This window comes from Gleimia europaea ACS-120-V-Col10b, assembly GCF_000411155.1.
Lineage (GTDB): Bacteria > Actinomycetota > Actinomycetes > Actinomycetales > Actinomycetaceae > Gleimia > Gleimia europaea_B.
Map to the genome: position 1 here is coordinate 1024072 of NZ_KE150266.1, position 22255 is coordinate 1046326.

General features: G+C 55.4%; 19 protein-coding genes, 2 tRNA genes and 1 pseudogene. 11 read left to right on the forward strand and 11 right to left on the reverse strand.

The genetic code is table 11. The features are described from left to right. Window positions 1-174: 174 nt before the first annotated feature. From HMPREF9238_RS04690 to HMPREF9238_RS04710, 5 genes are read left to right on the forward strand one after another with little or no spacing between them, the layout of a single operon-like run. Window positions 175-1962 (forward strand): ABC transporter ATP-binding protein, encoded by a 1788-nt coding sequence (locus HMPREF9238_RS04690; RefSeq protein WP_016444298.1) that lies wholly within the window; start codon window positions 175-177, stop codon window positions 1960-1962. Then, window positions 1959-3707, forward strand: a complete 1749-nt coding sequence (locus tag HMPREF9238_RS04695; RefSeq protein ID WP_016444299.1) for an ABC transporter ATP-binding protein — start codon at window positions 1959-1961, stop codon at window positions 3705-3707. The genes HMPREF9238_RS04690 and HMPREF9238_RS04695 overlap by 4 nt, the downstream gene beginning before the upstream one ends. Before the next feature lie 35 nt (window positions 3708-3742). Beyond that, window positions 3743-4339: an MptD family putative ECF transporter S component gene (locus HMPREF9238_RS04700; protein ID WP_016444300.1), complete on the forward strand. Its 597-nt coding sequence runs from the start codon at window positions 3743-3745 to the stop codon at window positions 4337-4339. Continuing rightward, on the forward strand, window positions 4317-5018 hold the full coding sequence (locus HMPREF9238_RS04705) for an energy-coupling factor transporter transmembrane component T family protein (protein WP_232217595.1): 702 nt from the start codon (window positions 4317-4319) through the stop codon (window positions 5016-5018). Before HMPREF9238_RS04700 ends, HMPREF9238_RS04705 begins: the two co-directional genes overlap by 23 nt. Next, complete coding sequence (locus HMPREF9238_RS04710) at window positions 5015-6427, forward strand: ABC transporter ATP-binding protein (protein WP_016444302.1); 1413 nt, start codon at window positions 5015-5017, stop codon at window positions 6425-6427. Before HMPREF9238_RS04705 ends, HMPREF9238_RS04710 begins: the two co-directional genes overlap by 4 nt. Before the next feature lie 511 nt (window positions 6428-6938). On the opposite strand, the gene HMPREF9238_RS04715 is transcribed toward HMPREF9238_RS04710, so the two are convergent. Continuing rightward, window positions 6939-8162: an MFS transporter gene (locus HMPREF9238_RS04715; RefSeq protein WP_016444304.1), complete on the reverse strand. Its 1224-nt coding sequence runs from the start codon at window positions 8160-8162 to the stop codon at window positions 6939-6941. Window positions 8163-8255: 93 nt separating this feature from the next. On the opposite strand from HMPREF9238_RS04715, the gene HMPREF9238_RS04720 reads away from it, so the two are divergent. After that, window positions 8256-8957 carry a TetR/AcrR family transcriptional regulator gene (locus tag HMPREF9238_RS04720; protein ID WP_040316479.1) on the forward strand — a complete coding sequence of 234 codons (702 nt, stop codon included), beginning with the start codon at window positions 8256-8258 and terminating at the stop codon, window positions 8955-8957. Window positions 8958-9300: 343 nt separating this feature from the next. Next, complete coding sequence (locus HMPREF9238_RS04725) at window positions 9301-9576, forward strand: glycerol-3-phosphate dehydrogenase C-terminal domain-containing protein (protein ID WP_016444306.1); 276 nt, start codon at window positions 9301-9303, stop codon at window positions 9574-9576. A gap of 425 nt (window positions 9577-10001) precedes the next feature. Here the strand turns inward: HMPREF9238_RS04725 and HMPREF9238_RS04730 are convergent. Both HMPREF9238_RS04730 and HMPREF9238_RS04735 read right to left on the reverse strand, forming a co-directional pair. Next, window positions 10002-10075: transfer RNA gene (locus HMPREF9238_RS04730), tRNA-Gly, on the reverse strand. 41 nt (window positions 10076-10116) lie between these two features. After that, a complete protein-coding gene (locus tag HMPREF9238_RS04735) occupies window positions 10117-10572 on the reverse strand; it encodes a (deoxy)nucleoside triphosphate pyrophosphohydrolase (protein WP_016444307.1) in 456 nt (151 codons plus the stop codon). A gap of 61 nt (window positions 10573-10633) precedes the next feature. Here HMPREF9238_RS04735 and HMPREF9238_RS04740 point away from each other — a divergent pair, with 61 nt between their 5' ends. Continuing rightward, complete coding sequence (locus HMPREF9238_RS04740) at window positions 10634-11377, forward strand: TetR/AcrR family transcriptional regulator (RefSeq protein WP_016444308.1); 744 nt, start codon at window positions 10634-10636, stop codon at window positions 11375-11377. Window positions 11378-11467: 90 nt separating this feature from the next. Here the strand turns inward: HMPREF9238_RS04740 and trxA are convergent, their stop codons facing one another. The 6 genes from trxA to ybaK form a co-directional block, all read right to left on the reverse strand. Further along, window positions 11468-11848: a thioredoxin gene (gene trxA, locus HMPREF9238_RS04745; protein ID WP_016444309.1), complete on the reverse strand. Its 381-nt coding sequence runs from the start codon at window positions 11846-11848 to the stop codon at window positions 11468-11470. Window positions 11849-11930: 82 nt separating this feature from the next. Then, window positions 11931-12986 carry an aspartate-semialdehyde dehydrogenase gene (locus HMPREF9238_RS04750; protein ID WP_016444310.1) on the reverse strand — a complete coding sequence of 352 codons (1056 nt, stop codon included), beginning with the start codon at window positions 12984-12986 and terminating at the stop codon, window positions 11931-11933. Further along, window positions 12983-14299: an aspartate kinase gene (locus HMPREF9238_RS04755; RefSeq protein WP_016444311.1), complete on the reverse strand. Its 1317-nt coding sequence runs from the start codon at window positions 14297-14299 to the stop codon at window positions 12983-12985. Before HMPREF9238_RS04755 ends, HMPREF9238_RS04750 begins: the two co-directional genes overlap by 4 nt. A 147-nt stretch (window positions 14300-14446) precedes the next feature. Then, the gene (recR, locus tag HMPREF9238_RS04760) at window positions 14447-15046 is read right to left on the reverse strand and encodes a recombination mediator RecR (RefSeq protein ID WP_016444312.1); all 600 of its coding nucleotides are present in this window, start codon (window positions 15044-15046) and stop codon (window positions 14447-14449) included. 2 nt (window positions 15047-15048) lie between these two features. Further along, the gene (locus HMPREF9238_RS04765) at window positions 15049-17595 is read right to left on the reverse strand and encodes a DNA polymerase III subunit gamma and tau (RefSeq protein ID WP_016444313.1); all 2547 of its coding nucleotides are present in this window, start codon (window positions 17593-17595) and stop codon (window positions 15049-15051) included. Between the two features lie 67 nt (window positions 17596-17662). Continuing rightward, the gene (ybaK, locus tag HMPREF9238_RS04770; RefSeq protein WP_232217596.1) at window positions 17663-18202 is read right to left on the reverse strand and encodes a Cys-tRNA(Pro) deacylase; all 540 of its coding nucleotides are present in this window, start codon (window positions 18200-18202) and stop codon (window positions 17663-17665) included. Between the two features lie 77 nt (window positions 18203-18279). Here ybaK and HMPREF9238_RS04775 point away from each other — a divergent pair. The 3 genes and pseudogenes from HMPREF9238_RS04775 to HMPREF9238_RS04785 form a co-directional block, all read left to right on the forward strand. After that, window positions 18280-18364: transfer RNA gene (locus tag HMPREF9238_RS04775), tRNA-Ser, on the forward strand. A 527-nt stretch (window positions 18365-18891) separates the two neighbouring features. Further along, the gene (locus HMPREF9238_RS04780; protein WP_051109811.1) at window positions 18892-19587 is read left to right on the forward strand and encodes a DUF3800 domain-containing protein; all 696 of its coding nucleotides are present in this window, start codon (window positions 18892-18894) and stop codon (window positions 19585-19587) included. 760 nt (window positions 19588-20347) lie between these two features. Further along, window positions 20348-20557 (forward strand): annotated as a pseudogene (locus HMPREF9238_RS04785) (DNA methyltransferase); the annotation flags it as partial. Between the two features lie 114 nt (window positions 20558-20671). On the opposite strand, the gene HMPREF9238_RS04790 reads toward HMPREF9238_RS04785, so the two are convergent. Both HMPREF9238_RS04790 and HMPREF9238_RS09050 read right to left on the reverse strand, forming a co-directional pair. Continuing rightward, window positions 20672-21889, reverse strand: a complete 1218-nt coding sequence (locus tag HMPREF9238_RS04790; RefSeq protein ID WP_016444317.1) for an ATP-binding protein — start codon at window positions 21887-21889, stop codon at window positions 20672-20674. After that, window positions 21817-22116 (reverse strand): ATP-binding protein, encoded by a 300-nt coding sequence (locus HMPREF9238_RS09050; protein ID WP_232217597.1) that lies wholly within the window; start codon window positions 22114-22116, stop codon window positions 21817-21819. Before HMPREF9238_RS09050 ends, HMPREF9238_RS04790 begins: the two co-directional genes overlap by 73 nt. Window positions 22117-22255 lie beyond the last annotated feature (139 nt).

Genomic DNA, 22255 nt, shown 5'->3' on the forward strand with positions numbered 1-22255 from the left:
ATGGTATCACGGCACAGAATTGATCTGAGGATACAATCCGGTTCGTGTTCCGCACTGGTGAACAGGTGAGTATGGCCTTGAAAGGGTGATGCTCGTATCGGTTTACGTGCACGGTTAGGTACATCTTCCAGAATTTAGATAAGGTTAGCCTTGCCTAATAAGGATGGTGTTTGCATGGACGATAGTGCAATGGATCAGGTTGTTGACGGCGAGTATGGGTCCGCGAAGGAAAAATCTGTCGCTGGCCAGAACGCGATCCGTCAACTATCGCAGCCAGTGAAAGGCAAGCTGTTCGTCGCGCAGGTTTTGGCTTTTCTCTCTGGCGTGTTGGCTATTGCCCCGTATGTGGCTCTGGTGGAGCTTGGCAGAGAACTTATGCAAGACCAGGTGGACCCGGCGCGGGTGAACTGGATCGTCATACTCCTCGTCAGCGCATACATGGCCCGGTTGAGCTTATATTTTGTTGCATTGGGCGTGACGCATTTTATTGACCTGTCGTTGCGTAACCAGATGCGTCGGCAAATTGCCGCCCGAATGTCGGCTGCTCCGCTGTCGTGGTTTACCCGCGAGGGTGAGGGGAAGATCCGCAAGACCATTCAGGATGATACGGCCACGGTGCACACAGTAATCGCGCACGGGCCGATAGAGAAACTGAACGCGATCGTATCCCCGCTCGCCTTGTTGATGTATGCGTTTGTGGTGGATTGGCGACTCGCGTTGCTGTCGATTGCGACGATCCCGCTCTATGTGGGCATGTATGGCATGTCGATGCGTGGGATGAATGAGAAGACCGCGCAAATGGATACCAAGCTCGCTCAGGTTTCGGCAACGATGGCCGAGTTCGTTGCCGGTATCTCAGTGGTGAAAGCATTCGGCAAGGTCGGCCAAGCACATAAAGCCTATTTAGATGCAGCTAACGAGTTTTCTAAGTTCTACCGAGCGTGGTGTATGCCGCTGGTGTCGATGTCGGTCGCCTCATTTTCGTGGGTGTCGATCCCGGTGTTGTTGATCGTGAACCTTGGCGGTGGCGCGTTGATGATGAACGCCGGTTGGGTGAGCATCTACGAGGTGATAACGACGACGTTGATCGCCTTGGTGCTGCCGGGAGCGTTGATGACAGTCGCAACCATCGCCTGGTCTTACCAGCTTGCGGGATCGGCTGCGGTGCGCCTCGTTGCGGTGATGGAGCTACCGGCATTGAGCCAACCCGATGCACCACAGACACCACACGGTCATGATATCGAGATTCGGGGTGTGTCGTATACCTATGACGACACCCAGGCATTAGACGAGGTAAGCCTGAGCATTCCGACAGGCACGGTGACCGCGCTGGTTGGCCCGTCGGGTGCGGGGAAGTCGACGTTGGCGAGTTTGATGGCCCGCTTTGATGACCCGGACGCTGGCACGATCACCATCGGCGGGGTTGATCTAAAGAGCATTTCCCAGGACGTGTTGTATTCGACGGTCGCATTCGTCCTGCAAGATGCACAGCTTATTCGCGACACCATCCACAACAACATTGCCCTGGGCGCGCCAGACGCAACCTTAGATCAGGTGCGGCAGGCGGCGAGAGCAGCGCAGATCGACGAGTTCATCATGAGCCTGCCAGATGGTTACGACACCGTGTTGGGAGAGGACACCCACGTTTCGGGCGGACAGGCAGCCCGTATCGCGATCGCCCGCGCGCTCATGGTTGATGCCCCAGTGTTGGTGCTGGACGAGGCGACGGCGATGGCGGACCCGGAATCGGAATCGAAAATCCAACAAGCTCTCTCGACTCTTGCCAAAGGCAGAACCGTGATTGTGATCGCCCACCGACTGGCCTCGATCAGGGGCGCGGATCAGATTGTCGTCATGGAACGCGGGCGCATTGCTGTGGTCGGTAAACACGACGAGTTGTTGGGTAATGCGCACTATCAGGCACTTCTTGCCCAAGGTGCATGCGAGGAGATGACACGATGAATCAACTATTGCTGCCACGCTTTAAGCGTTTGATGGAACCCGCCTCGTGGCGAGACCTTTCGGTTGGTCAAGCGTGGGGTGCGGTCTCAGGACTGTGTCACGGCTTTGCCCTGCTGACTCTGCTTCCCGCCGCAAGTGCCCTAGCAACCGGAATGCCGGTGTGGGGGCTGTCGTTTTCGGGCTGGCTCATCGCCTTGGCGGTGATCGCGGTGCTGGGCGTGGGCACGGAGTTTTATGGCATGCGCACCGGCTATATCGGCGCGCTCGGATTCATTCACGACGTCCATCAAGCGGTCGGCAACAAGGTAGCCCGCCTACCGTTGGGAGTGTTCGATTCGGGTAGCTCTGGACGGCTGTCGCGCATGGTCACCCAGGAAATGATGAACTTGGGCGAGTCGGCGGCACATTTCATTTTCTCTCTCGTCCAAAAACTCTCGGCCGTGCTGGTGATCACTGTGGGAACCTGGTTCTGGGATTGGCGACTGGGACTGACCTTGACGATCGCGTTCCCGATCATGCTTGCCTTCCTCCATATTTCCCGTGTGCTTCTTGATAAAGGTAAGCAGGTTTCCGAACCAGCCGAATCGGAGCTGGCGGCTCGCATGGTCGAATTCGCCACCTGCCAAGGCGCGCTGCGCTCCTGCCATGTCGCCGACGACTACCCGGCCCTTGATCAGGCTTTCGACCAGGCTGACCGCAAGGGTCGCAAAGCATTGTGGATCGAAACATTAGCGAACCTGATTAATGGGATGTTCGTTCAAGCGCTCATTGTGGTGATGATCTGGCTGACCGCCCAACTCGCCCTCGGCGGGCAGGTGAGCGCGTTGAACGCTGTGGTCACCATCGGCATGTGTCTGCGGTTCACCACTATGCTCCAAGACATCGGCGGATGTATGTCTGGGCTGGAAGAACGCCGCCAGCAGATGAACCACGTCGACAAGGTCATGGATGCCCCCGAACTGTCCGAACCCGATGCCTCTACACCGATAAACGCCCCTGGTGATGTTCGTTTCGAGGACGTCACCTTCGGCTACGATCCGGACACCCCGGTTCTCCGTGATATTTCCTTCCATGTCCCGCAAGGTGGCATGTGTGCCCTGGTTGGTCCATCTGGGTGCGGGAAGACGACGATCGCCCGGTTGGTTGCACGTTTCTGGGATGTGCAGTCCGGCAGCGTGCGCGTTGGCGGAGTGGACGTGCGCGAGCAGACCACCGAAGATTTGATGCGCCAGGTGTCTCTTGTCTTCCAAGACGTCTACTTATTCAACGACACTCTCGAAGCCAACATTCGCCTTGGCAACCCAGAAGCCACCGATGAAGAAATCAGGTGGGCCGCTGACCTGTCGGGCGTGACGGAAATCGTCAACCGCCTCCCAGACGGCTGGAATTCATTGGCGGGTTCTGGCGGGCGTGCACTGTCGGGTGGGGAACGGCAACGCGTCTCTATCGCCCGCGCTTTGGTGAAGAAGGCCCCGATCGTGCTTTTCGATGAGGCCACTAGCGCGTTGGACGCGGAAAATGAAGCCAATATTGTTGCGGCGATGAATGAGCTACGCAAACACTCCACACTGATTGTCATCGCCCACAAACTTGAAACCATTCGACAAGCTGACCAAATCATTGTGCTCTCCCACGGTGGGCGTATCGCTCAGCGCGGGTGCCACGACGAGCTGGTCAACCAGCCAGGTCAATACCGCGATTTCTGGCAAGAACGCATCAACGCAGCCGGATGGCAACTCGTCTAAAACACAGCACGTATAAGCACATGAAAGGAAAAACTATGTCCACACCCACATCCTCGCGCCTCAACGCGCGCGACTTCATCAACATTGGCGTCTTCACCGCCTTGATGTTCGTCATCGTGTTTGCATTCGGAATGCTCGGGTTCATCCCCGCCGCCATGTATGCCGGTTTCCTGCTTTCTATCCTCGTTAACGGCATCGTCTTTGCGCTGTTCACAGCACGCACTCCGAAGATGGGGGCGTTGACAATCATGCTGATTATCATCGAAATCCTCTTTTTCGTGACCGGCCACTGGGTGGGAGGCATCGCGGTGGCCGCTGTATTCGGCCTGCTCGCCGACCTAGTCATCACCAAGGGACCGAAGAACGTTAAGGTTCGCGTTCCGCTGGCATACGCACTGTTTATTCTGCCGATCTACGTGTCACCGTGGATGCCGCTATTTATGAACCAAGACGCATATATGTCGCAAATCGCCGAACAAATGGGTGCCGAGTATGCCGCCAAGATGGCACAGGTCGTCACGATTCCGATTCTGCTGGGCTTCTTCGGCGTGATGCTCATCGTGGGCTGGCTTGCTGGTCTGTTGGGAACCAGGGTCGCGCGCAAACACTTTGAACGGGCCGGTCTTGTCTAAACTTCCCGACCCGCGCACCATTATCGCAGCGCTCGTCATCGTCTCCACCACGATCTACAGTGCCTACTCGCCGTGGTTCGTGTGTACTCTGGGCGGATTCGCCGCCGTGATGCTGACGAGCGCTGCGATCAACCCCAACACGCTCGTGCGCCCGAGCTGGGTGGCCGTCTACCTGGCCACGTTTGCGGTCCTCAGCGGGCTCGTCTTCGTGATACCACTGGTCTGGAAATCAACAGCCAGCGCGTTCCTCGTGCTGTTTCTGCAGTGGATGTGGCGATTCAGCGTCAGCGCAGGAATGGGAGCCTACGCGATCGGCGTAATCCGACCCGCCACCTTGCAAAAAGCACTCGCCAGCTCACGGATCCCGACCTGTTTCACGATCCCAATCTCGGTTGCCTTACGTGTGCTGCCCGTGATCGGCCACGAAGTTAAAGCGATCTCAGATGCCATGAAACTACGCGGCATGTCCGCGCTTTCCCTGCGTGCGGCGCAATACTTCACAATCCCGCTGCTATCGACCGTGGTACGCAGCGGGGACGAACTGGCATCGGCTGCCCTCGTGCGCGGACTGGGCGGAACCGCAAAGCCCACCTCAGTCACGGTCGTGAAATTCCGTGTGATCGACGCAGTCATTCTGCTCGTCGTTATCGGCTTCGCGATATGGAGAATCGTCCTATGACAATAGCCCAAGCAACTGGGGTCACCTTCACCTATCGAGGAGCAGACCACCCCTCAATCAATGGCGCCAACCTCACTATTTCGCAGGGAACTGTCACCTTGCTGTGTGGCGCGTCAGGGTCAGGAAAAACCACCGCACTACGGCTATTTAACGGGCTCATCCCGCACTTCCACGACGGCGACCTTACCGGAAACGTCACAGTCGACGACATTGACGTGGCACGAGTAGATCTATCAGAGCTTGCCCACCACTGTTCGACAGTGTTTCAAAACCCGCGCACCCAGTTCTACACCACCCACGTGCGCCAAGAACTCGCCTTCGGCCCAGAAAATCTCGGCCGCGACCCGCAGGAGATCTGTGCCCGCATTGACGAGGTTGCAGCCGAGTTAGGTATCGCCGACCTGTTGGAATCCCGCGTCACACAACTGTCGGGTGGGCAGATGCAACGCGTGGCCTGCGCCGTCGCCATGTGCAACAACACGTCGATGATCGTCTTTGACGAGCCAACCGCGAACTTGTCCGCTGACGTTATCGACCAACTCGCCACACTCATCGCCAGGCTCAAAGCTGATGGACACACCATCATCATTGCTGAACACCGGCTAAGTTTCCTTTCCGGGATCGCTGACCGTGTCTACTGTTTCGACAAAGGCAAGATAGCCCTCACCGCAACCGGCGAAGAGTTCTACGCCACGCCAGAGGCGGAACGCAAACACCTTGGACTACGGTCCCTTGTTCCCGTGCCCATGCCGCAGCTACCGCAACCGGCAGGATATGGGCTGGAGATCAGAAACCTCACCTTCGCCTACCGCCACGGAAACACGGTTCTCAACATCGACCATCTGCTCTTCCCGGCAGGGAAAATCACCGCACTGTTGGGCCCGTGCGGGTCAGGCAAATCAACACTGGCACGTATCGTCTGCGGACTCGAAAAAGCCAAAGGTGCATCCATCACACTCAATGGGCAAAAATTCACCAGCCGAGACGCATACCTCGTCATGCAAGACCCCACCCGGCAGCTATTCTCAGACACAGTCATTGACGAAGTCACGCTCGGGATAACGAGAGCCGAAAAACAACACATCGACGCCCGCACGATCCTTGAAGAACTCGATCTTGCGGAGCACGAGTCCGACCATCCGCAAGCGCTGTCTGGTGGGCAGCGCCAACGCCTGGTCATCGCCACCGCGCTTGCCGCGAACAAGAAGGTCTACATTTTCGACGAGCCGACATCGGGTGTGGGCTACAAGCACCTCGTCGCAATTTCTCAAGTGATGCGCAAACTCGCTGATACCGGTGCCGTCGTCATCGTCATCACCCACGACGCCGAACTCGTCACCGAGGTCGCCAACCATAGCGTCCGCCTCGACCAAATCAACGCCTGCTCAGACATGTGTCTACAGGAGTGAACGAGGGATTCACGAGCCGAGTTTCTAGAAGGGGGTCATCATGAGCGAGCATCACCACGATCACGGGCCAAGCGCGCAAGAAGCCGCCACAGATTCACACCTGCGAAAAAAGCTCGCCATCGCATTCGGACTCGTGTTTAGCATCGTTTTGGTGCAAGCTATCGGCGCGTTTATGACGGGAAGCTTGGCACTCTCCTGGTCGATGTTGTCCACTCGTTGGCTGATTCTCTTTCCCACTGCGGCTTCTTTTTGTCATGATCGCGTAAGCGCTCAACAAAGTTTTCTATCTTGCCGATGTAACACTAGGTATTCTCAATAGCTTCAGGATCATTACCAAGAAGAATATACACACCATTACAAGCGATTGAGCTGAATGCCCCCGTGTTTGCATGGGGTTTTTGAGACGTTTGAGTTTGTTTGAATCTCGCAGCGACTAGACATCATAGTTCTGCTGAAGTCAATACCGCTTTAGCAGGGATTTTTATGGTTTTTGCTTCTAATCATAAAGAGATTATTTGCGGAACTCGGGATGGTAAAAACTCAGCAAAACTGCCGCAGCTATCAGAACTGTGCAACATGTCATTGGTAGCCACGGAGAGAGTCCGTAAAGTGCGGTGGAGGCTATCGGTGCCACTACATAGGCTGCACCATTGTTAGCATTAATCAACCCGGCCAGCCCACCTTGTTCTTCGGGCTTCATTTGCAAAGTAGGCGCCGTGTTGTAGCCAGGCATCGCCAGACCTAGACCAAAGCCTGTCAAGATGCTGGCCACGATGAACAGTCCAAGATTTAGTGGATAAACCAAGAGCAGTAACCCGAGAAGAACGATTATTAACCCTCTTCTAAAGAGTTTTTTAGCACCCCAGTTTAACCTTGGAGCCACCAAGGCCTGCGCCAGTATCATCACCACACCCATTATTGACATGCACAAAGCGGTGAACCCTGCTGTGGCGCCGGCCGCTAGATTCAAAACATCCTGCAGTAAAAAGCCGAAAAGTGTAGCCACGGTAGAAAAAGCGGTAAACATTAGGAAACCGCAAGCCAGGAACACGAATACTCTTGAATCAAAATAGGAAACTTTTGCCGGTTGAGCGACTTTTTCTTCGCTACCTGTGGGTTTGAATGTTAGCAGTAAAACGGCAACGCCTAAAAGCATGACCAGAGGCATCACCAGCAGGGGCATCATGAAACCTCCTATAGCTGCAAGGCTGCCGCCCAATAAGGCTCCAAGAATAGACGAGAATCCTTGTGCAGCGCCCAAGACTCCCAGACCTTTTACCCGTTGCGTCTCATTGTAGGTATGAGTCACAACGTAGGTTTGCGCGGCTGGGGAAACTGATGCGATGGCACCGCCGTACAGCACGCCCCTAGTTATGACTACTCCTATGATCAACGCTATGCCGGTGAGCAGACCCTTAAATCCTAGCCACACCACCATAGCGAATCCGCTTAGAGTCAGGATTCCGGCAAGCATGCCAATAAGCAAGATACGCCGAGATCCCCATCGCAATGAGACCCGTCCCCACCTGGTGGAGGTAAGAGAAAACATTATGGCAGCTAACGAAATGGTGGCGCCAATGTGCCATTCCTTCAGCCCGATTTCGCGCGATAGTGGAGCCAGAATTGGATTAAGAATCATCTGCCCCATATACGCCAGTAGCACCGTCAAAAACAGGGGAAACAGTCCCGTTATTTTTGATTCGACTTTCTCGTTTCGTTCATTAGTGGCGCACATTAAAACATCCTTTCCAAAGTGAGCAGCCAATCAAGCTGAAACAATACTAGAACAATGTTCTAGTATTGTCGAGGTTGAGGGTATGCTGTTTTCGTGGGGAATAAAGACAAGCGGGTAAACACGGGTAGACGCGCCTGGCTGACGCAGGAAAAGATCATGTACACCGCAATGGAACTGACCCGAGAGTGCGGTCTAGAAAAATGGTCGATTCGTGACCTTGCGCAGCGTCTGGGAGTAGTTCCCTCTGTCATCTACCACCATTACCAAAACCGTGACGCCATTACCGCTTCTGTAATTGGCGAGATCACTAGCACCATCGAGCTACCGGACGAGCAGCTGGAATGGAAAGATTGGTTCATCTCCCTAGCAGAAAATGTCAGGCCCGTCTTTCTTGAATTCCCCGGAGTCACCGACAAACTGATGTATGGACATATGGACGCCGCGTTGATACCAATCTTGGAGGTGGCTTACGAAAAACTACGGGACGCTGGTTTTAGCAAGTACATTCACATCGCATACTCAATTATCATCAACACGATGCTGTGGAGCATTACTGCTCGCAACTTGCGCAGCCCAACCAAGCAGGAACAGCGCCACGACCTAGGCCAAATGATTACCCAACTTCAGCCCCTAGCTGCCTGCTCTACAACGCTGGCTGACATAATCCAGGGCTACTTAATTCCGCTAGCCAACCCGAAAAATGAAGACCGCATGAGTCAGGAATACTTTGAAATCATCATGGAAGTCGTACTCGCCGGTTTAGAGATAGCGATTTTGCCTCGCGAAAACACCTAACGAACCCGTGAACAAGAGAAATCATCAATACGCATAAAATATTGCCCAAAATCGCAAGGCATCCAGCTAAGAACAGAGCCTTTCAGCCTCTCACTCTATTTCCTGCGATTTTCCAATAAACACAAGAAAATCCACTATATCCAGAGCTTCCCAAACAACTGGTACGACTACATCAAATACGTCACCATCAATGAACTAGCTATCGCTCTTCACAGCACGCAGGCTTCTCCCAGGAATCCGCAGCCTATACCGAAGCCTAAGCCCAGCCTATTGCGTATGGACGAAGAGGAAACCTCCATCTCGACGTGCAGAAATAGCGTTTGGTGTTTTATATGAGGGTGTTTTGCATGTGGAAGACTTACTGGCGCGCCGCACCAGACTCTGTTACGAGCATCGGAATCGCGGATTGGCTGCTATTGACGAGGTTGCGAAAATAGCTGCGGATATTCTTGGCTGGGACGAGGCGGCCAAGGCGCATGAGATAGAAAACTACAAGGCCCGGTGTGATGCCGAAGAAAAGGCGGAGGGTATAGTTAGCGAAGCCGAAGCTCAAAAGGTACGTGAGCAGGCGGTGCCTATAACCGAATTTGTTGATGTGTCTCCGCAAATTGACGGTTAAAGCCGTGGGGATTTTTGCCTTTTAAATCGCTGACTCTAAGGCCTTGGAGGCGTGTACTCCAAGGCCTTAGACGTACTTAGGATGCCAATAGGCCCTCTCTGGCAACAGAGCAAAATTCAGTTTTAGGCGCTTGCTTTAAAAGCACTTTCGATAACGCGGTATTCGGGCTAATGCCCGAAAATAAGACAATATCATTCTAAGTTTACTAACCTAGAACCAACACCACTGATCCACCGTTAACGCCGGGTCACAGAGGCGCATTTTTCATCTCCGTTAGCGAGTTGAACCCCGACACCCTACCTGAACAGGGAAAACAGGATACTAGGTAACGGAAAACCCAAATCCGCTAACGCAAGCGATTTTCTTGACCCCCTTGGGGCGTACGCACTAACGCAAACGCCTACTTATCATTTTCGACGTCATGTTGGAGCGGGTGACGGGAATCGAACCCGCGTTCTCAGCTTGGGAAGCTGATGTTCTACCATTGAACTACACCCGCAAGCACCAGAAACCAGGCATATCTGGCGTCTAGTTGCCCGATCAGTATATAGCCGGGCCCTCGCACGCGCCAAAACTATCTAGCCCGCGCACATACAGCTTGAAAGCGGCCTCCACAATCGGCACATCCGGCTCTATCCACGTGATCTTATGCAGGTCGCTAGCAGCCACCCATCGCGCCTCCAAGTGGCCGTTGCCCACCTGCGGGGATCCAATCGGGTGAGCCAGCCACACCAGCATTCGCCGTCCGCCCAGCACCGGCCACGCTCCGTCCTCGTCCTTTGACAAAACCGGTTGGCCAAGCTCGATGTCGCAACCTAGTTCCTCACGGATTTCACGAACGAGGGCATCGCTGGGCCGCTCCCCCGGTTCGACCTTGCCGCCCGGCAGCTCATACAAGCCGCGAAGCTCTTGCGGATATGCCCGCGCGGCCGCGAACACCTGCGCCTCGGCTCCCTCGCCGCGCATAAAAGCCGCTGCCACTACAAGTTTCTTCACGCCCTCGAGTCTACCCAAAACGATTTTGCGACACTTACGGGAAAAATGTCACAATACATCTATGCCGAAAATCTCTGGGACAAACCTTGCCGAACACCGCGAAAATACCCGCGATGCCCTATTTGCCGCGCTCGCGTCGCTCATGCGTGAATACTCCTTCGAGCAAATCTCGATCGCCCAAATCTCGAGGCGCGCAGGCATCGGCCGAACCGTTTTTTACAACCACTACGAAGACAAAGAAAGCCTGCTGGTGGCGCTCACCCTTGAGAGCACAAAGCGCTTCACCAGGACGCTCGGCGAAACTCTCAGCATCATCGATGATCCGATTCAACAGCTGCGCGTCTACATCCGTGCCCAGCTAGAGCTTCGAAACCAAAACCACTTCAGCTATCCGCTACGCATCACTTCGGCAGTTCCTCAACAGCAACTCAAACAACACGCCCGCACAATTCAGCACATCATCTACCAGCTTTTGAACGGCGCATACGAGGCCGGCAAAATCACTCAAAACCCGGACGCTAGCACGGTGCGCCTGGTGCTCTCCTGCCTGTCCAACATTGACCTGCCCGCCAATCTGCAAGAGCGTAGCAACGTCATGGCCTGCACTGAGGCATTCATTTTGCGAGGCCTCGGGGCAGCCGAATCCGATATCAACCACATTGATCCAGCTGTCGCGAACTTGAGGTTCAACTTCTCCATCCTCAACAACCCTGAAAACGGAGCCATGGACCTTGACCTCGCCAAACAAAGCGCACAGGCACGCTGCCCCGTCACCGGAGCCATGCAATACAAAACCGCGCGCTAACCCCGCGCTCACAGACACTACAAAAGGGTTCGGGCACGTAAAAAGGTTCAGGCACGCATATCGCGTGCCTGAACCTTTCACACTTTGGCGTTAGTTACCTTCCGCACCTTCGCCATCGGCCTGCTGGATCTGCTTGCGGACCTCGTCCATATCCAGCTCCTTAATCTGACGGATAATGTCATCCAGAGCCTCACCCTGTAGCACACCCGAGTGGCGGAACACCGCTATGCCCTCGCGGAACGCCATCAGAGTTGGAATCGACTGGATCTGCGCGGCAACGGCCAGCTGTTGCTCGGCCTCCGTATCAACCTTCGCGAAAACTACGTCCTCGTGACGGTTCGAGGCTTCCTCATAAATCGGACCAAACATACGGCACGGACCGCACCAGGCTGCCCAGAAGTCCACGAGTACAACATCGTTTTCCTCAATGGTCTTGCCGAAATTCTCAAAGTCAACATCAACAGTTGCCATTAGGTAACCCTCCAAAAGTTATTTGCGTTGCTAACACCCTAAACCACAAGCTCTACGAATGTATTCCGTAGTAACGAGTGATCTAGGCAACCGAGCCGGTAAGCTCCTTCGCAACAAGCTCTGCAACCTGCACCGCATTAAGCGCGGCGCCCTTTCGCAGATTGTCACCCGCAACTACAAACACGAGGCCGCGCCCATCTGGAACCGCCTGATCCTGGCGGATCCTGCCCACCAGTGTGCCATCCATACCAGCGGCTGCTAGCGGAGTCGGCACGTCCACAAGCTGGACGCCGGGGGCGTCCTGCAGAAGCTCCTTAGCGCGCTCCACGCTGATTGGCTTTTCAAACTCAGCGTGGAGCGTGAGCGTGTGGCCCGTAAACACCGGCACGCGCACGCAAGTCGCTGACGCGGCAAGCGTTGGAATGCCCAGAATCTTGCGTGACTCGTCGCGAAGTTTCTGTTCCTCATCCGTTTCCAAAGAACCATCATCAACGAGGCCACCAGCAAGCGGCACAACGTTGAACGCGATAGGCGCCACGTACGTCTTTGGTTCAGGTAGCTTCAGTGCCTTACCGTCAGTGGTAAGCGCCTGCAAGTCCTGCTTAACACCGGCCTCGACCTGATCGATCAGCTCGCGCACGCCCGCAAGACCAGAACCTGACACGGCCTGGTAGGAGGACGCCATGAGGCGCTTCAAACCGGCCTCTTCGTGAAGAACCTTCATCGACGGCATTGCCGCCATAGTCGTACAGTTCGGATTTGCAATAATACCCAGAGGGCGTGACTTCATGGCCTGCGGGTTGACCTCACTGACCACCAGCGGCACATCCGGGTTCTTACGCCACGCGGACGAGTTGTCTACAACCACCGCTCCGGCGTCGGCAAACTTTGGCGCATACTCGCGAGAAGCCGCTCCCCCAGCAGAGAAAATCGCGATGTCGATGCCGGAGTAATCGGCGGTAGCTACGTCCTCGACCACGATCTCTTCACCGCGAAACTCGAGCTTTGTGCCCGCCGAACGCGACGAAGAGAAGAAACGTACCTTCGTGGCCGGAAAATCACGTTCAGCTAGGATCTGGCGCATCACGTGGCCCACCTGACCGGTGGCGCCAACAACAGCGAGAGTTAGTTCTTTCATCGTCCCGTACCTCCATAAACAACGGCTTCAGATTCGGTGGCATCCAGGCCGAACGCCGAGTGTACGGCGCGCACAGCCCGATCCAAGTCTTCAAGTTTGGTGACAACCGAGATGCGGATCTCGGACGTCGTAATCATGTCAATGTTGATCCCCGCTTCGGACAGGGAGCCGAACAGTTTGGCGGAAACACCCGGATTGGTCCTCATTCCCGCGCCCACGAGCGAAAGGATGCCAACGCCGGGGCTGTAACGCAGATCCTGGTAGTCCAGCTCATCTTTTGCCGCCTCGATCGCGGCGATAGTACGCTGCGCGTCAGCACCGGGAAGCGTGAACGAAATGTTTGCCCGGCCCGTACCCGACGTGGGGATGTTCTGCACAATCATGTCGATGTTCGCGCCGGCTGCCGCAACGATTTGGAACAGGCGCGCCGCCATGCCCGGCGCGTCCGCGATTCCAACGATCGTGATCTTATCTTGGCTGCGGTCATGCGCGATTCCGGAAATAACGGGAGCTTCCACTTGATCCTCCTCTAGGGTTTTTAGGGCTGCGTCTGGCACGAGGCCAACAAGTTCGGGGTGCGCGTCAGAGTTCGCGATCCACGTTCCGTCCTTATCGGAAAACGAGGAGCGCACGTGAAGGGGAACGTTGTACCTGCGCGCAAACTCGACCGCGCGAAGGTGCAGAATCTTAGCGCCGTGGGCCGCAAGCTCTAGGGTTTCTTCTTGACGGAGCCTGCGCACGCGTCTTGCGGTAGGCACGATGCGAGGGTCCGCGGTGTAGAGGCCGTCAACGTCCGTGTAGATTTCGCAAACATCGGCGTGAAGGGCGGCTGCGAGAGCAACTGCCGTGGTGTCGGATCCGCCACGACCGAGCGTGGTGACGTCATCATCGGAGGACACACCTTGGAATCCAGCAACGATGGCTACCTGGCCCTCGCGAATGGAACGGGCAACGCGTTCTGGCACCATGCCTGTGATTTGGGCTTTGCCGAAGTGGCTGTCAGTGAGGACGCCTGCTTGCGCGCCCGTGTATGACACTGCGGGCACACCCATTTGGTTGATAGCCATGGCAAGTAGAGACATTGATATGCGTTCTCCCGCGGATAGGAGCATGTCCATTTCGCGCTGGGGGGCCTCTTCGGTTAGCTGGCCGGCCAGGTCGAGTAGGTCGTCGGTTGTGTCTCCCATTGCGGATACGACCACTACGACGTTGTGGCCCGCATGGCGGGTGTCGCAAATACGTTTGGCAACGCGTTTCATTGCTTCCGCGTCCGACACGGATGATCCGCCGTATTTTTGCACTATTAGCGCCACGTCGACCTCTTCTATGTTGTGGGTGGCTTTGCCACTGATGTTGTGATCAGTGTAGGCGCGGTTGAGGGGAGCGTGTTTGGCGGATCCACCTTGCGAACATTTTGGCCAAAATTGTGACCTTTTTTACGCTTCCAGGAGGGGATTTGGTTAGCTTCCGATGGTGCGGCGGCCTTCGAATGCGCGGCCCAGGGTGACTTCGTCTGCATATTCGAGGTCGCCTCCAACTGGTAGGCCAAGAGCGAGGCGTGAGGCGGGCACTCCCATGGTGTCTAGCATTCTGGCTAGGTAGGTTGCGGTGGCTTCACCTTCGATGTTGGGGTCGGTGGCGATGATGATTTCGTTGATTTGGTTGGAGGATAGGCGGCTCATGAGGCCGCGGATGCGCAGCTGGTCGGGACCGATTCCACGGATTGGGTCGATGGCGCCGCCAAGCACGTGGTACAGACCCCGGTAGGAGCCGGTGCGTTCGATTACTTCAACGTCTTTGGCTTCTTCAACTACGCAAATGATGGTTTGATCGCGGCGTGCGTCGCGGCAGATGTTGCACGTTTCTTCTTCCGCGATGTTGCCGCAGATGGTGCAAAACCGGACTTTTTCTTTGACTACTTGGAGCGCGCGTGCCAGGCGCATCACGTCTTCACGGTCGGTTCCAAGAATGTGGAACGCGATGCGTTGCGCGGATTTTGGGCCGATGCCGGGGAGCGCCCCGAGTTCATCGATGAGGTCTTGGACTGCACCTTCGTACAAGGCTATTTGTTTCCTTCACTCGTGTCTTCGATGATTGTTGCGCCGAACATTCTTTCAACTAGTGGGAGTCCCACGAGGTTTGAGTTTTCAGCGTCGGCGTCGTCCATATTAGCCCCGCCCGTGTCGAAGTCGTAGTCCGACTCTTCGACCTGCGAGGTTGGCGCGGTTTCCTGCGATGGTTCGGGGACGGCTTGCGGGTCCGAGGTGCGTTGCGGGCCTGCGGTGTCCTGCGACTGTTCTGCGAGGACGTGCGGGCGCGCAACTGTGGAAATGTGCGGGTGTACGGATTGGCCGGACTCGGCGGCACTGGACCTGGCCTGTTCAGCGGGCGCGTCTTGTCGGCCGGCGATGCTGTGTGGCTGAGTATTCGACTGACCGAAGTCGCGGGAGCCTGGTTGGCTCGTAGCGTTTTCACGCTGAGCATTGTTCGGCATTTGCCGAACTTGCGAGGCTTGCGAGCTTGCCGTGGCAGCCTGGTTTTCTGGGGTGCCCGACTGGGCGTTGGGTACTGCGCGAACCGTTGGCCACGCCGCGCCCTCATCGTTGTCCGACGCTGACTCGTTTGGGGTAGCGCGGTTAGCCGCGTGTTCACGTCCATTATTTGCCCGGTTGAAACTCTGGTGGCTATTTGCCTGTTTGCGGCTCTGTGAGCCATTGGCGTTAGCTGGTTCCTGGTTACCGTGTGGCGGCTGCGTGGGAGCAGCAGGCGCCGGCTGGCCGCCAACTTGAACTTGGATGGTTTTTGATACGCCGGTTATTACTTGGATGGCTTTTAGTGCGGTGTCTTGGTGTCGGTTGAGGAACACGTTCGCAAGCCCTTGGTTTGCGAACCCGAGAATAACGGTTGCGGAGTCTTCTGAGATTAGTTTGGCGTGCTCCCCAATCAGGAAGGCGGAGGAGGGCATGATTACGCGCACGGCTTCTACGAACTGGTCCCACTTGCCGTGCAGGTTTGCGGTCACGTTTCCCGGCGCGGGCGACGACGCGACTTGCTTCTGATCGGCAGGGGCGGCTTCAGCCTTCGGCTCCGGCTGAGACTCGGGCTTAGACTCCGGCACTGGCGCAGATTGCGCGGTTGGGGCGGGTGCAGGAGTTTGTGCAGGTTCTGGCCGTTGCGGAGCCTGTCCCTGTGGGGCCGATGTTTGTTGGGGAGCTTGTGCCTGCGCTCCTCCTGCTCTTTGTGGCGCCTGCTGTTTCGGGGCCTGCTGGTGCGCAGGGGCACTTGTGCCGGGAGCGGCCTGGGCGGGCTTATTCGCCTGGTCTTGCGCCCGCGAGCGCCTTAGCTGTTCGCGGGCAAGCGCGGCTCCGGTCAGTGGCTTGCCGTCCTCCCCTAGGATTTGCGGACCATCTTGCGCAGGCTCATTAAAGCTACTGCTTCCACCGAACGTGGGCGCAGCTGAGTGACTTGCCGGGGCGGCCTCGCCACTACTGGGGCGAACTCGGGCGCCACTTAGCTCAACGAGGATGCGGCCAATCATCAGCTCTAGTTGCAACCTGGGTGAGGTGGCGCCAACCATGGAGCGCAGTGCCTCATCGGTTAGATCTGCGGCCATCGAAAGCGCAGGGGCGCCCCACTGTTTTGCCTGCGCAAACATGCGTTCGCGTTGATCCGCGGGAAGCTGGCCCAAAATGTCTTTGGCTTGCTCTCCCGCTACCGCGATTATCAGTAGATCGCGGAGGCGTTGCAGGAAGTCCTCCACAAACCGGCGCGGATCATGGCCGGATTCAACCATCTGTTCAATCGTTGCGAAAAGGCCCGCCCCGTCGCGCTTGGCGAGCTGTTCAACTGCGGTGTCAAGCAGGTTAATGTCCGTGTATCCAAGCAGAGCGACGGCGAGGTCATACGGGATCTTCGAGTCAATGCTTCCAGCCATCAGCTGATCAAGCACTGAAAGGGAGTCTCGAACCGAGCCGCCGCCCGCGCGAATAACGAGGGGTAGCACGCCCTCGCCAACCTCAATACCTTCTGACTCGCAAAGGTTTGCCAAATACGGTAGCAGGACGTCGCCTGGTACCAGACGGAACGGGTAGTGGTGCGTGCGGGAACGAATTGTACCGATCACGCGCTCCGGCTCGGTTGTAGCAAAGATGAACTTCACGTGCTCGGGTGGTTCTTCCACCAGTTTTAGTAGCGCATTGAAGCCCTGGGTTGTGACCATGTGGGCCTCGTCCAGGATGAACACCTTGTAGCGGTCTCGAACTGGCGCGAAAGATGCGCGTTCACGTAGCTCGCGAGCATCGTCCACACCGTTGTGCGAGGCCGCGTCAATCTCAACAACGTCCAAAGAGCCGGTGCCGCCGCTGGCAAGCTCCACGCATGACTCGCATTTGCCGCAGGGTGTGTCCGTGGGGCCTTCCGCGCAGTTCAGGCAACGCGCGAGGATACGAGCGGACGTGGTTTTACCACATCCTCGCGGCCCGGAGAACAAGTAGGCGTGCGTGATTCGATTAGACCGAAGCGCTGCTTTCAGGGGTTCGGTCACGTGGTCTTGCCCGATCACGTCGTCAAACGTGTCGGGTCGGTAGCGGCGATACAAAGCTATGGTCACAAGTGAACTCTATCGTTAAGCACGGACAAAAGTTTTGCAGGAGAACAAACCGGGCAGAATCGCTCGTTTATGAGGCCGCAATCACGTCCTCTACCAGCGCCTTCGCGGCTTCTACAAAATCCAGCACATCCAGGCGAAGGGAGAAACCGCGCCGGCCTCCAGACACGACAATTGAGTCTTGATTCAAACAGCTTTGGTCAATGATGACGGGCGCCTGCTGCTTTTGCCCAAACGGAGAAATCCCGCCCACAACATAGCCCGTGCGGCGCTGCGCTACTTCGGGAGGAAGCATCTGCGCCTTCTTAGCGCCTGCCGCTCGCGCCACTTTCTTGAGAGACATGCGATGGTCTACCGGCACAACCACGCACACAATTTCACCATCAGTGTCAACGAGGAGGGTTTTGAACACCTCCGCCGGATCAAAACCAAGCTTTTGTGCAGCCTCGACACCGAACCCGTGGTCAAACTCGCTGGAATGCTCGTAGGTTAGCTGCAAGAACGGGACTCCCACCTCCATCAAGTACGCGACTGCTGGAGTAGAAACCGACTGATCCACCACGCCCCCATCCTGAACGCCTAAATGTTGCCTATCTGACAGGCGTCGCACTCATGCTAACTCGACTAATGCGCCCGTCATTCGGTAGACTATCGAAGCGTTACCGCGCTTACGCGCGGAAACCCACAGGAGGATTCGCATAGTGGCCTAGTGCGCTCGCTTGGAAAGCGGGTTGGGTGCAAGCCCTCGGGGGTTCGAATCCCCCATCCTCCGCAGCGCGCCCCGGTATTTCGTTGAGATACCGGGATTTTTCTTGTATTTACGCTGAATTCTCCGGCTTCTGCCATTGACCACACGTGAAACAGCGTGTCTTGTGACGACAACAATGCACACTTAACAGAACCTAGCTAGAACCTTGAGAATCTGAAACGGAAGAACAACATGCCCAATGGAGACGACGCAGTCAAGCGCTAAATAGAGCATTTCAACGCGCAAGTGCAACTAACCAAAGAGTGACTATCTGCAAGCATTTCTCTACATCTACGGAGGCCGGGACAAAGACGAACAAGCGCAAATAGGCCCGTAAGCCTGCCCCTACTGGCGTGGGAGTAGATAAACGGCCCTAATTTTACGTATTGACCTCTAAGAGGACGATTAGTACACTTTCAATTGCAGGCGCAGTCATGGAGCTGCGGGCTGTACACGTGAGGTAACCGAATTAACGTTTAAGCGGTCTTGTAAGGCCGTCGGCTTCACGGGGCCATCCGGATAGGGTGGCCTTTTACTGTAATATCAAGCCCGTGACTGTCTTTATCTATGCGGACGAATCCGGAGTATTCGATCAAGCCAACAACGAACTATTTGTTTTTGGCGGCCTCGTCTTCCTATCCAGAGATGAACGTGACAGAGCGGCGCGAATGTACCGCTCGGCAGAACGATCCCTAGGAGCAAAAGCAGGCCGAACTGCGCGAGGCGAACTCAAGGCCACAACCCTATCGAACAAAGATAAAGGCAAAATGTTCCGAAGCTTAAACAGTGTGCACAAGTTCGCCGCTATCGTAGACCAAACACGAGTGCACCCCGAAATCTACAAGCACAAGAAGAGTAAGCAGCGTTACTTAGATTTCGTTTTCAAAATTGCAGTTAAACGCGAACTTGAACATTTGCGTGATGCTCGTGTGCTTGCTACTGATTATGCAGGTGCGATTGACGTTCGCATGGATGAGCATACTACTGCCACTGATGGTCGTTACGAGTTGCGTGAAGCTCTAGAAATGGAACTGAAGATTGGGACTTATAACCAAGATTGGGACAGGTTCTTCCCGCCAGTTTTCCCTAACCTATCTGACGTGCGTTTTTGCCTTCGCGACTCTATCCAGGATCCGCTAATCAGAGCGGCAGACATTGTTGCCAACAGGGTTTACTACCTGGCTAGGTCAAACCAGTGCGTGACAAATAATGGGAAAGTGTCGGTACACACATTTCCAAGGCATTAGTCAAAATAAATGAGCTTATCGACAACCTGGACGGATACTACGAACGCGACCAAAGGCTAATTGCTATCAACAACAGACTATCCACTGTTCAGGTGGCTTCCATGCCCGCTCGCAGGTTAATCCACGCTACACGCACATGACGGGCCGCAACCGCCTCACATATAAGCACGGGTAGACAAGCCTCGCTACGCGTCACCTGATCTCGCCGGCTAATTATGAGCAGGCGGAGCGGCTGTGTGGGTCACAAGCACGATAGCCCGTGAACCGGAGCTACTGCGTTGGGGGTGCAAGCCCGGCAGGATCAAGCTCATCATCCGCACTCGGTCTTGCCAGTACCCAGCTAGAACCCAGAGTTAGCGAATCTTTAACGGATCGTTGAGTTTGCGGGACATATTAGGTGTTTGCGTTAGGTCTCTCCCACGCAACCGGCCTCGCACAACACGTAGCGGGGCTCTTTTGACGCGGGAAGCGCTTCGCACGCTCTGGAATCGTGCGAGAAATGCTACTTAACAAGAACACCGACATTGCGGGTGCACACTAAACAAAGGCTTCGCGAATACAGAAAGTTCGCCCGCCGTCACAGGAAACTACGAAAATCTGACAGTCGAAGTGAATGAAACTCACAAATTTCTGACTTTAAACTTACAAATTTGTAAGTTTAGTGTAAGTCTGTTTCTCACTTTCAAGCTTGGTTTGTAAGTTTGCAAGGGCGCGCCTGCCTTGTTCGCATTATTAGAAACACGCCGTTTTAGGTTATTCACGTTTGAGTGCCGAACAGGAGAGGGATGGCGCTTATTTCAGAAATTCCGGCGGCGTTCTCGACTATGTGCCCTGCTGGTACGGCAAGGCGGCAACCTTCATGGGAGCTAACCAGGCAATCGAGCTAGCGTTCGCGTTGACCAACTCGATCATCTACAACAACCTCGTTTGGCCGGAGTCCTCGAGCGCTCAGCGAGGGGGAAAGCTCTAACCAGGGCATGTTTTCCAGCTTCCCACTTAACTTCCCACTCAACATAACACTTTGGGAAGTTGAGTGGGAAGCTTGTGGGAAGTTCTCGAGAGCGTCGAATTTGCTGGTGCGTGGCTACGTCTTGATACGATAGCGTTGCCTCGGGCTTCTCAGCGGCTCAGTGCGCTCGACAACACCTTCGGCAATAAGCTCGTTCACTGCATTTTGCACTGCTGTGCGGCTTAGTTTTGTACTCTTGACGAGTTCAGTTGTGGAGGCAGACGCCTGCCCTTTTAACGCGGTGAGTACTTGGTCAAAGGCGCTTGCATAGCGTTCTTTTTCTGCCACTCTTCGCCGGCGGAAAATAATGGTGAAGCTGTCTAACCGGTTGATGTACTCAGGTGGCGGCATGAGGGCATCGGCGAGCGAACGTTGAATGACCGCGATGCCCGTGCCCCTATTTTCAGCCACAACACCTTCTGCTCCCCCATCGGCGCGAAACTTCACATCTTCAAGAAAAGAAGAGAGACGTTGGTTTCTGGTTGAACTCACGCCTGGCTTTCCTAGGTTTCGTACGGTAACGCCTCCATACAGACCTCCCGGGCTTGTGATTTCGAGGCGGTCAACGAACATGTTTATTTGCACTTGGCTGCCTTGCGCGTGCGGCGAGTAATCGCGATGCATGAGGGCGTTTACGAGCGCTTCGCGTACTGCGACAGGAGGATAGTCCGGCAAATCTGAGCGGTACTTTTCGCCAATGAGAGCGGCAGTGCGCATGTTGTTTTTGACTACTTCGATTCCTTCATCAACGAGCTCTGGAATGGTTCCGGTGAGGGTTTTACTGTCTAGGAGCCGAACTCCTTCAGTGACAGAGCCCTTCGTTGTACCCGGGAAGCTGGCAAATGTCACGGTGAGTCGCGGATAAAATTCTTGCGGATACTCACCCATGACAAGCAAGGACGCCAGGGTTGGGTGTCCGTCTTTGAGGATGCGTAGACGTTTCATCGCGGTTTCGGTGCCGTCATTAAAGGTTTTGGGGCGACGTTTGCGTTGAACAGTCATGTAGGCATTCACGGTGTCTGAATGTAGGTCTTCAAGTTGTGCTTCCGTCACTGGCTGTTCGTCCCATTTGGGTTGGGCCCGCTCCTCAATGAGGCGGTCGACTTCGTATTGCGTGAGGCGGATGTCACCGTCACCAACCCGAATGTAGCTGCCGCCATATTTTCCCTGGTCAGTTACGTAGCAGGGTTTATCTTCGGAAGTCATTTCATTGATTTCCGCTACAACAACCAACGAGTTCTCAAAGGGAACCGTGTCGATGAGGGGGCGTAAGGGGGCGTGGTTTGGGCGCATCGAGTTTCTAGTGCGTCCCGAGCTTTTGCTGCATCGAAGCCGTCCACGGGCAGGAAGCCGTTTGCTTCATCTAGCCCGACGATAATGAGGCCTCCGTTGGCGTTCGCGAATGCGCTGAGTGTTTCGCGAATTGATTTTCCAACATTGCTCTTGACTTCGATCGGTTGCTTGTCTGTTCCGATCAGGCGCAATGTGTGGATGATTGGCTTTAAGCTTTCGGCGTCCATCGAATGCTCACTAACTCCCCACTTAACTTCCCACTTAACATACCACTTTGGAAAGTTAAGTGGGAAGCTTGTGGGAAGTTCTTGAAATCGCGCGCGAAGGTTGGAATGGCACGGTTTTAGCGCGTCTGCCGCGAATCAG

Excerpts from the sequence above, each read along its gene's own strand:
- HMPREF9238_RS04750 (WP_016444310.1), bottom strand. The coding sequence starts at position 12,986 with ATGAAAGAACTAACTCTCGCTGTTGTTGGCGCCACCGGTCAGGTGGGC.
- HMPREF9238_RS04740 (WP_016444308.1), top strand. The coding sequence starts at position 10,634 with ATGCCGAAAATCTCTGGGACAAACCTTGCCGAACACCGCGAAAATACC.
- HMPREF9238_RS04715 (WP_016444304.1), bottom strand. The coding sequence starts at position 8,162 with ATGTGCGCCACTAATGAACGAAACGAGAAAGTCGAATCAAAAATAACG.
- HMPREF9238_RS04710 (WP_016444302.1), top strand. The coding sequence starts at position 5,015 with ATGACAATAGCCCAAGCAACTGGGGTCACCTTCACCTATCGAGGAGCA.
- HMPREF9238_RS04690 (WP_016444298.1), top strand. The coding sequence starts at position 175 with ATGGACGATAGTGCAATGGATCAGGTTGTTGACGGCGAGTATGGGTCC.
- HMPREF9238_RS09050 (WP_232217597.1), bottom strand. The coding sequence starts at position 22,116 with ATGGACGCCGAAAGCTTAAAGCCAATCATCCACACATTGCGCCTGATC.
- HMPREF9238_RS04790 (WP_016444317.1), bottom strand. The coding sequence starts at position 21,889 with ATGCGCCCAAACCACGCCCCCTTACGCCCCCTCATCGACACGGTTCCC.
- trxA (WP_016444309.1), bottom strand. The coding sequence starts at position 11,848 with ATGGCAACTGTTGATGTTGACTTTGAGAATTTCGGCAAGACCATTGAG.
- HMPREF9238_RS04695 (WP_016444299.1), top strand. The coding sequence starts at position 1,959 with ATGAATCAACTATTGCTGCCACGCTTTAAGCGTTTGATGGAACCCGCC.
- HMPREF9238_RS04700 (WP_016444300.1), top strand. The coding sequence starts at position 3,743 with ATGTCCACACCCACATCCTCGCGCCTCAACGCGCGCGACTTCATCAAC.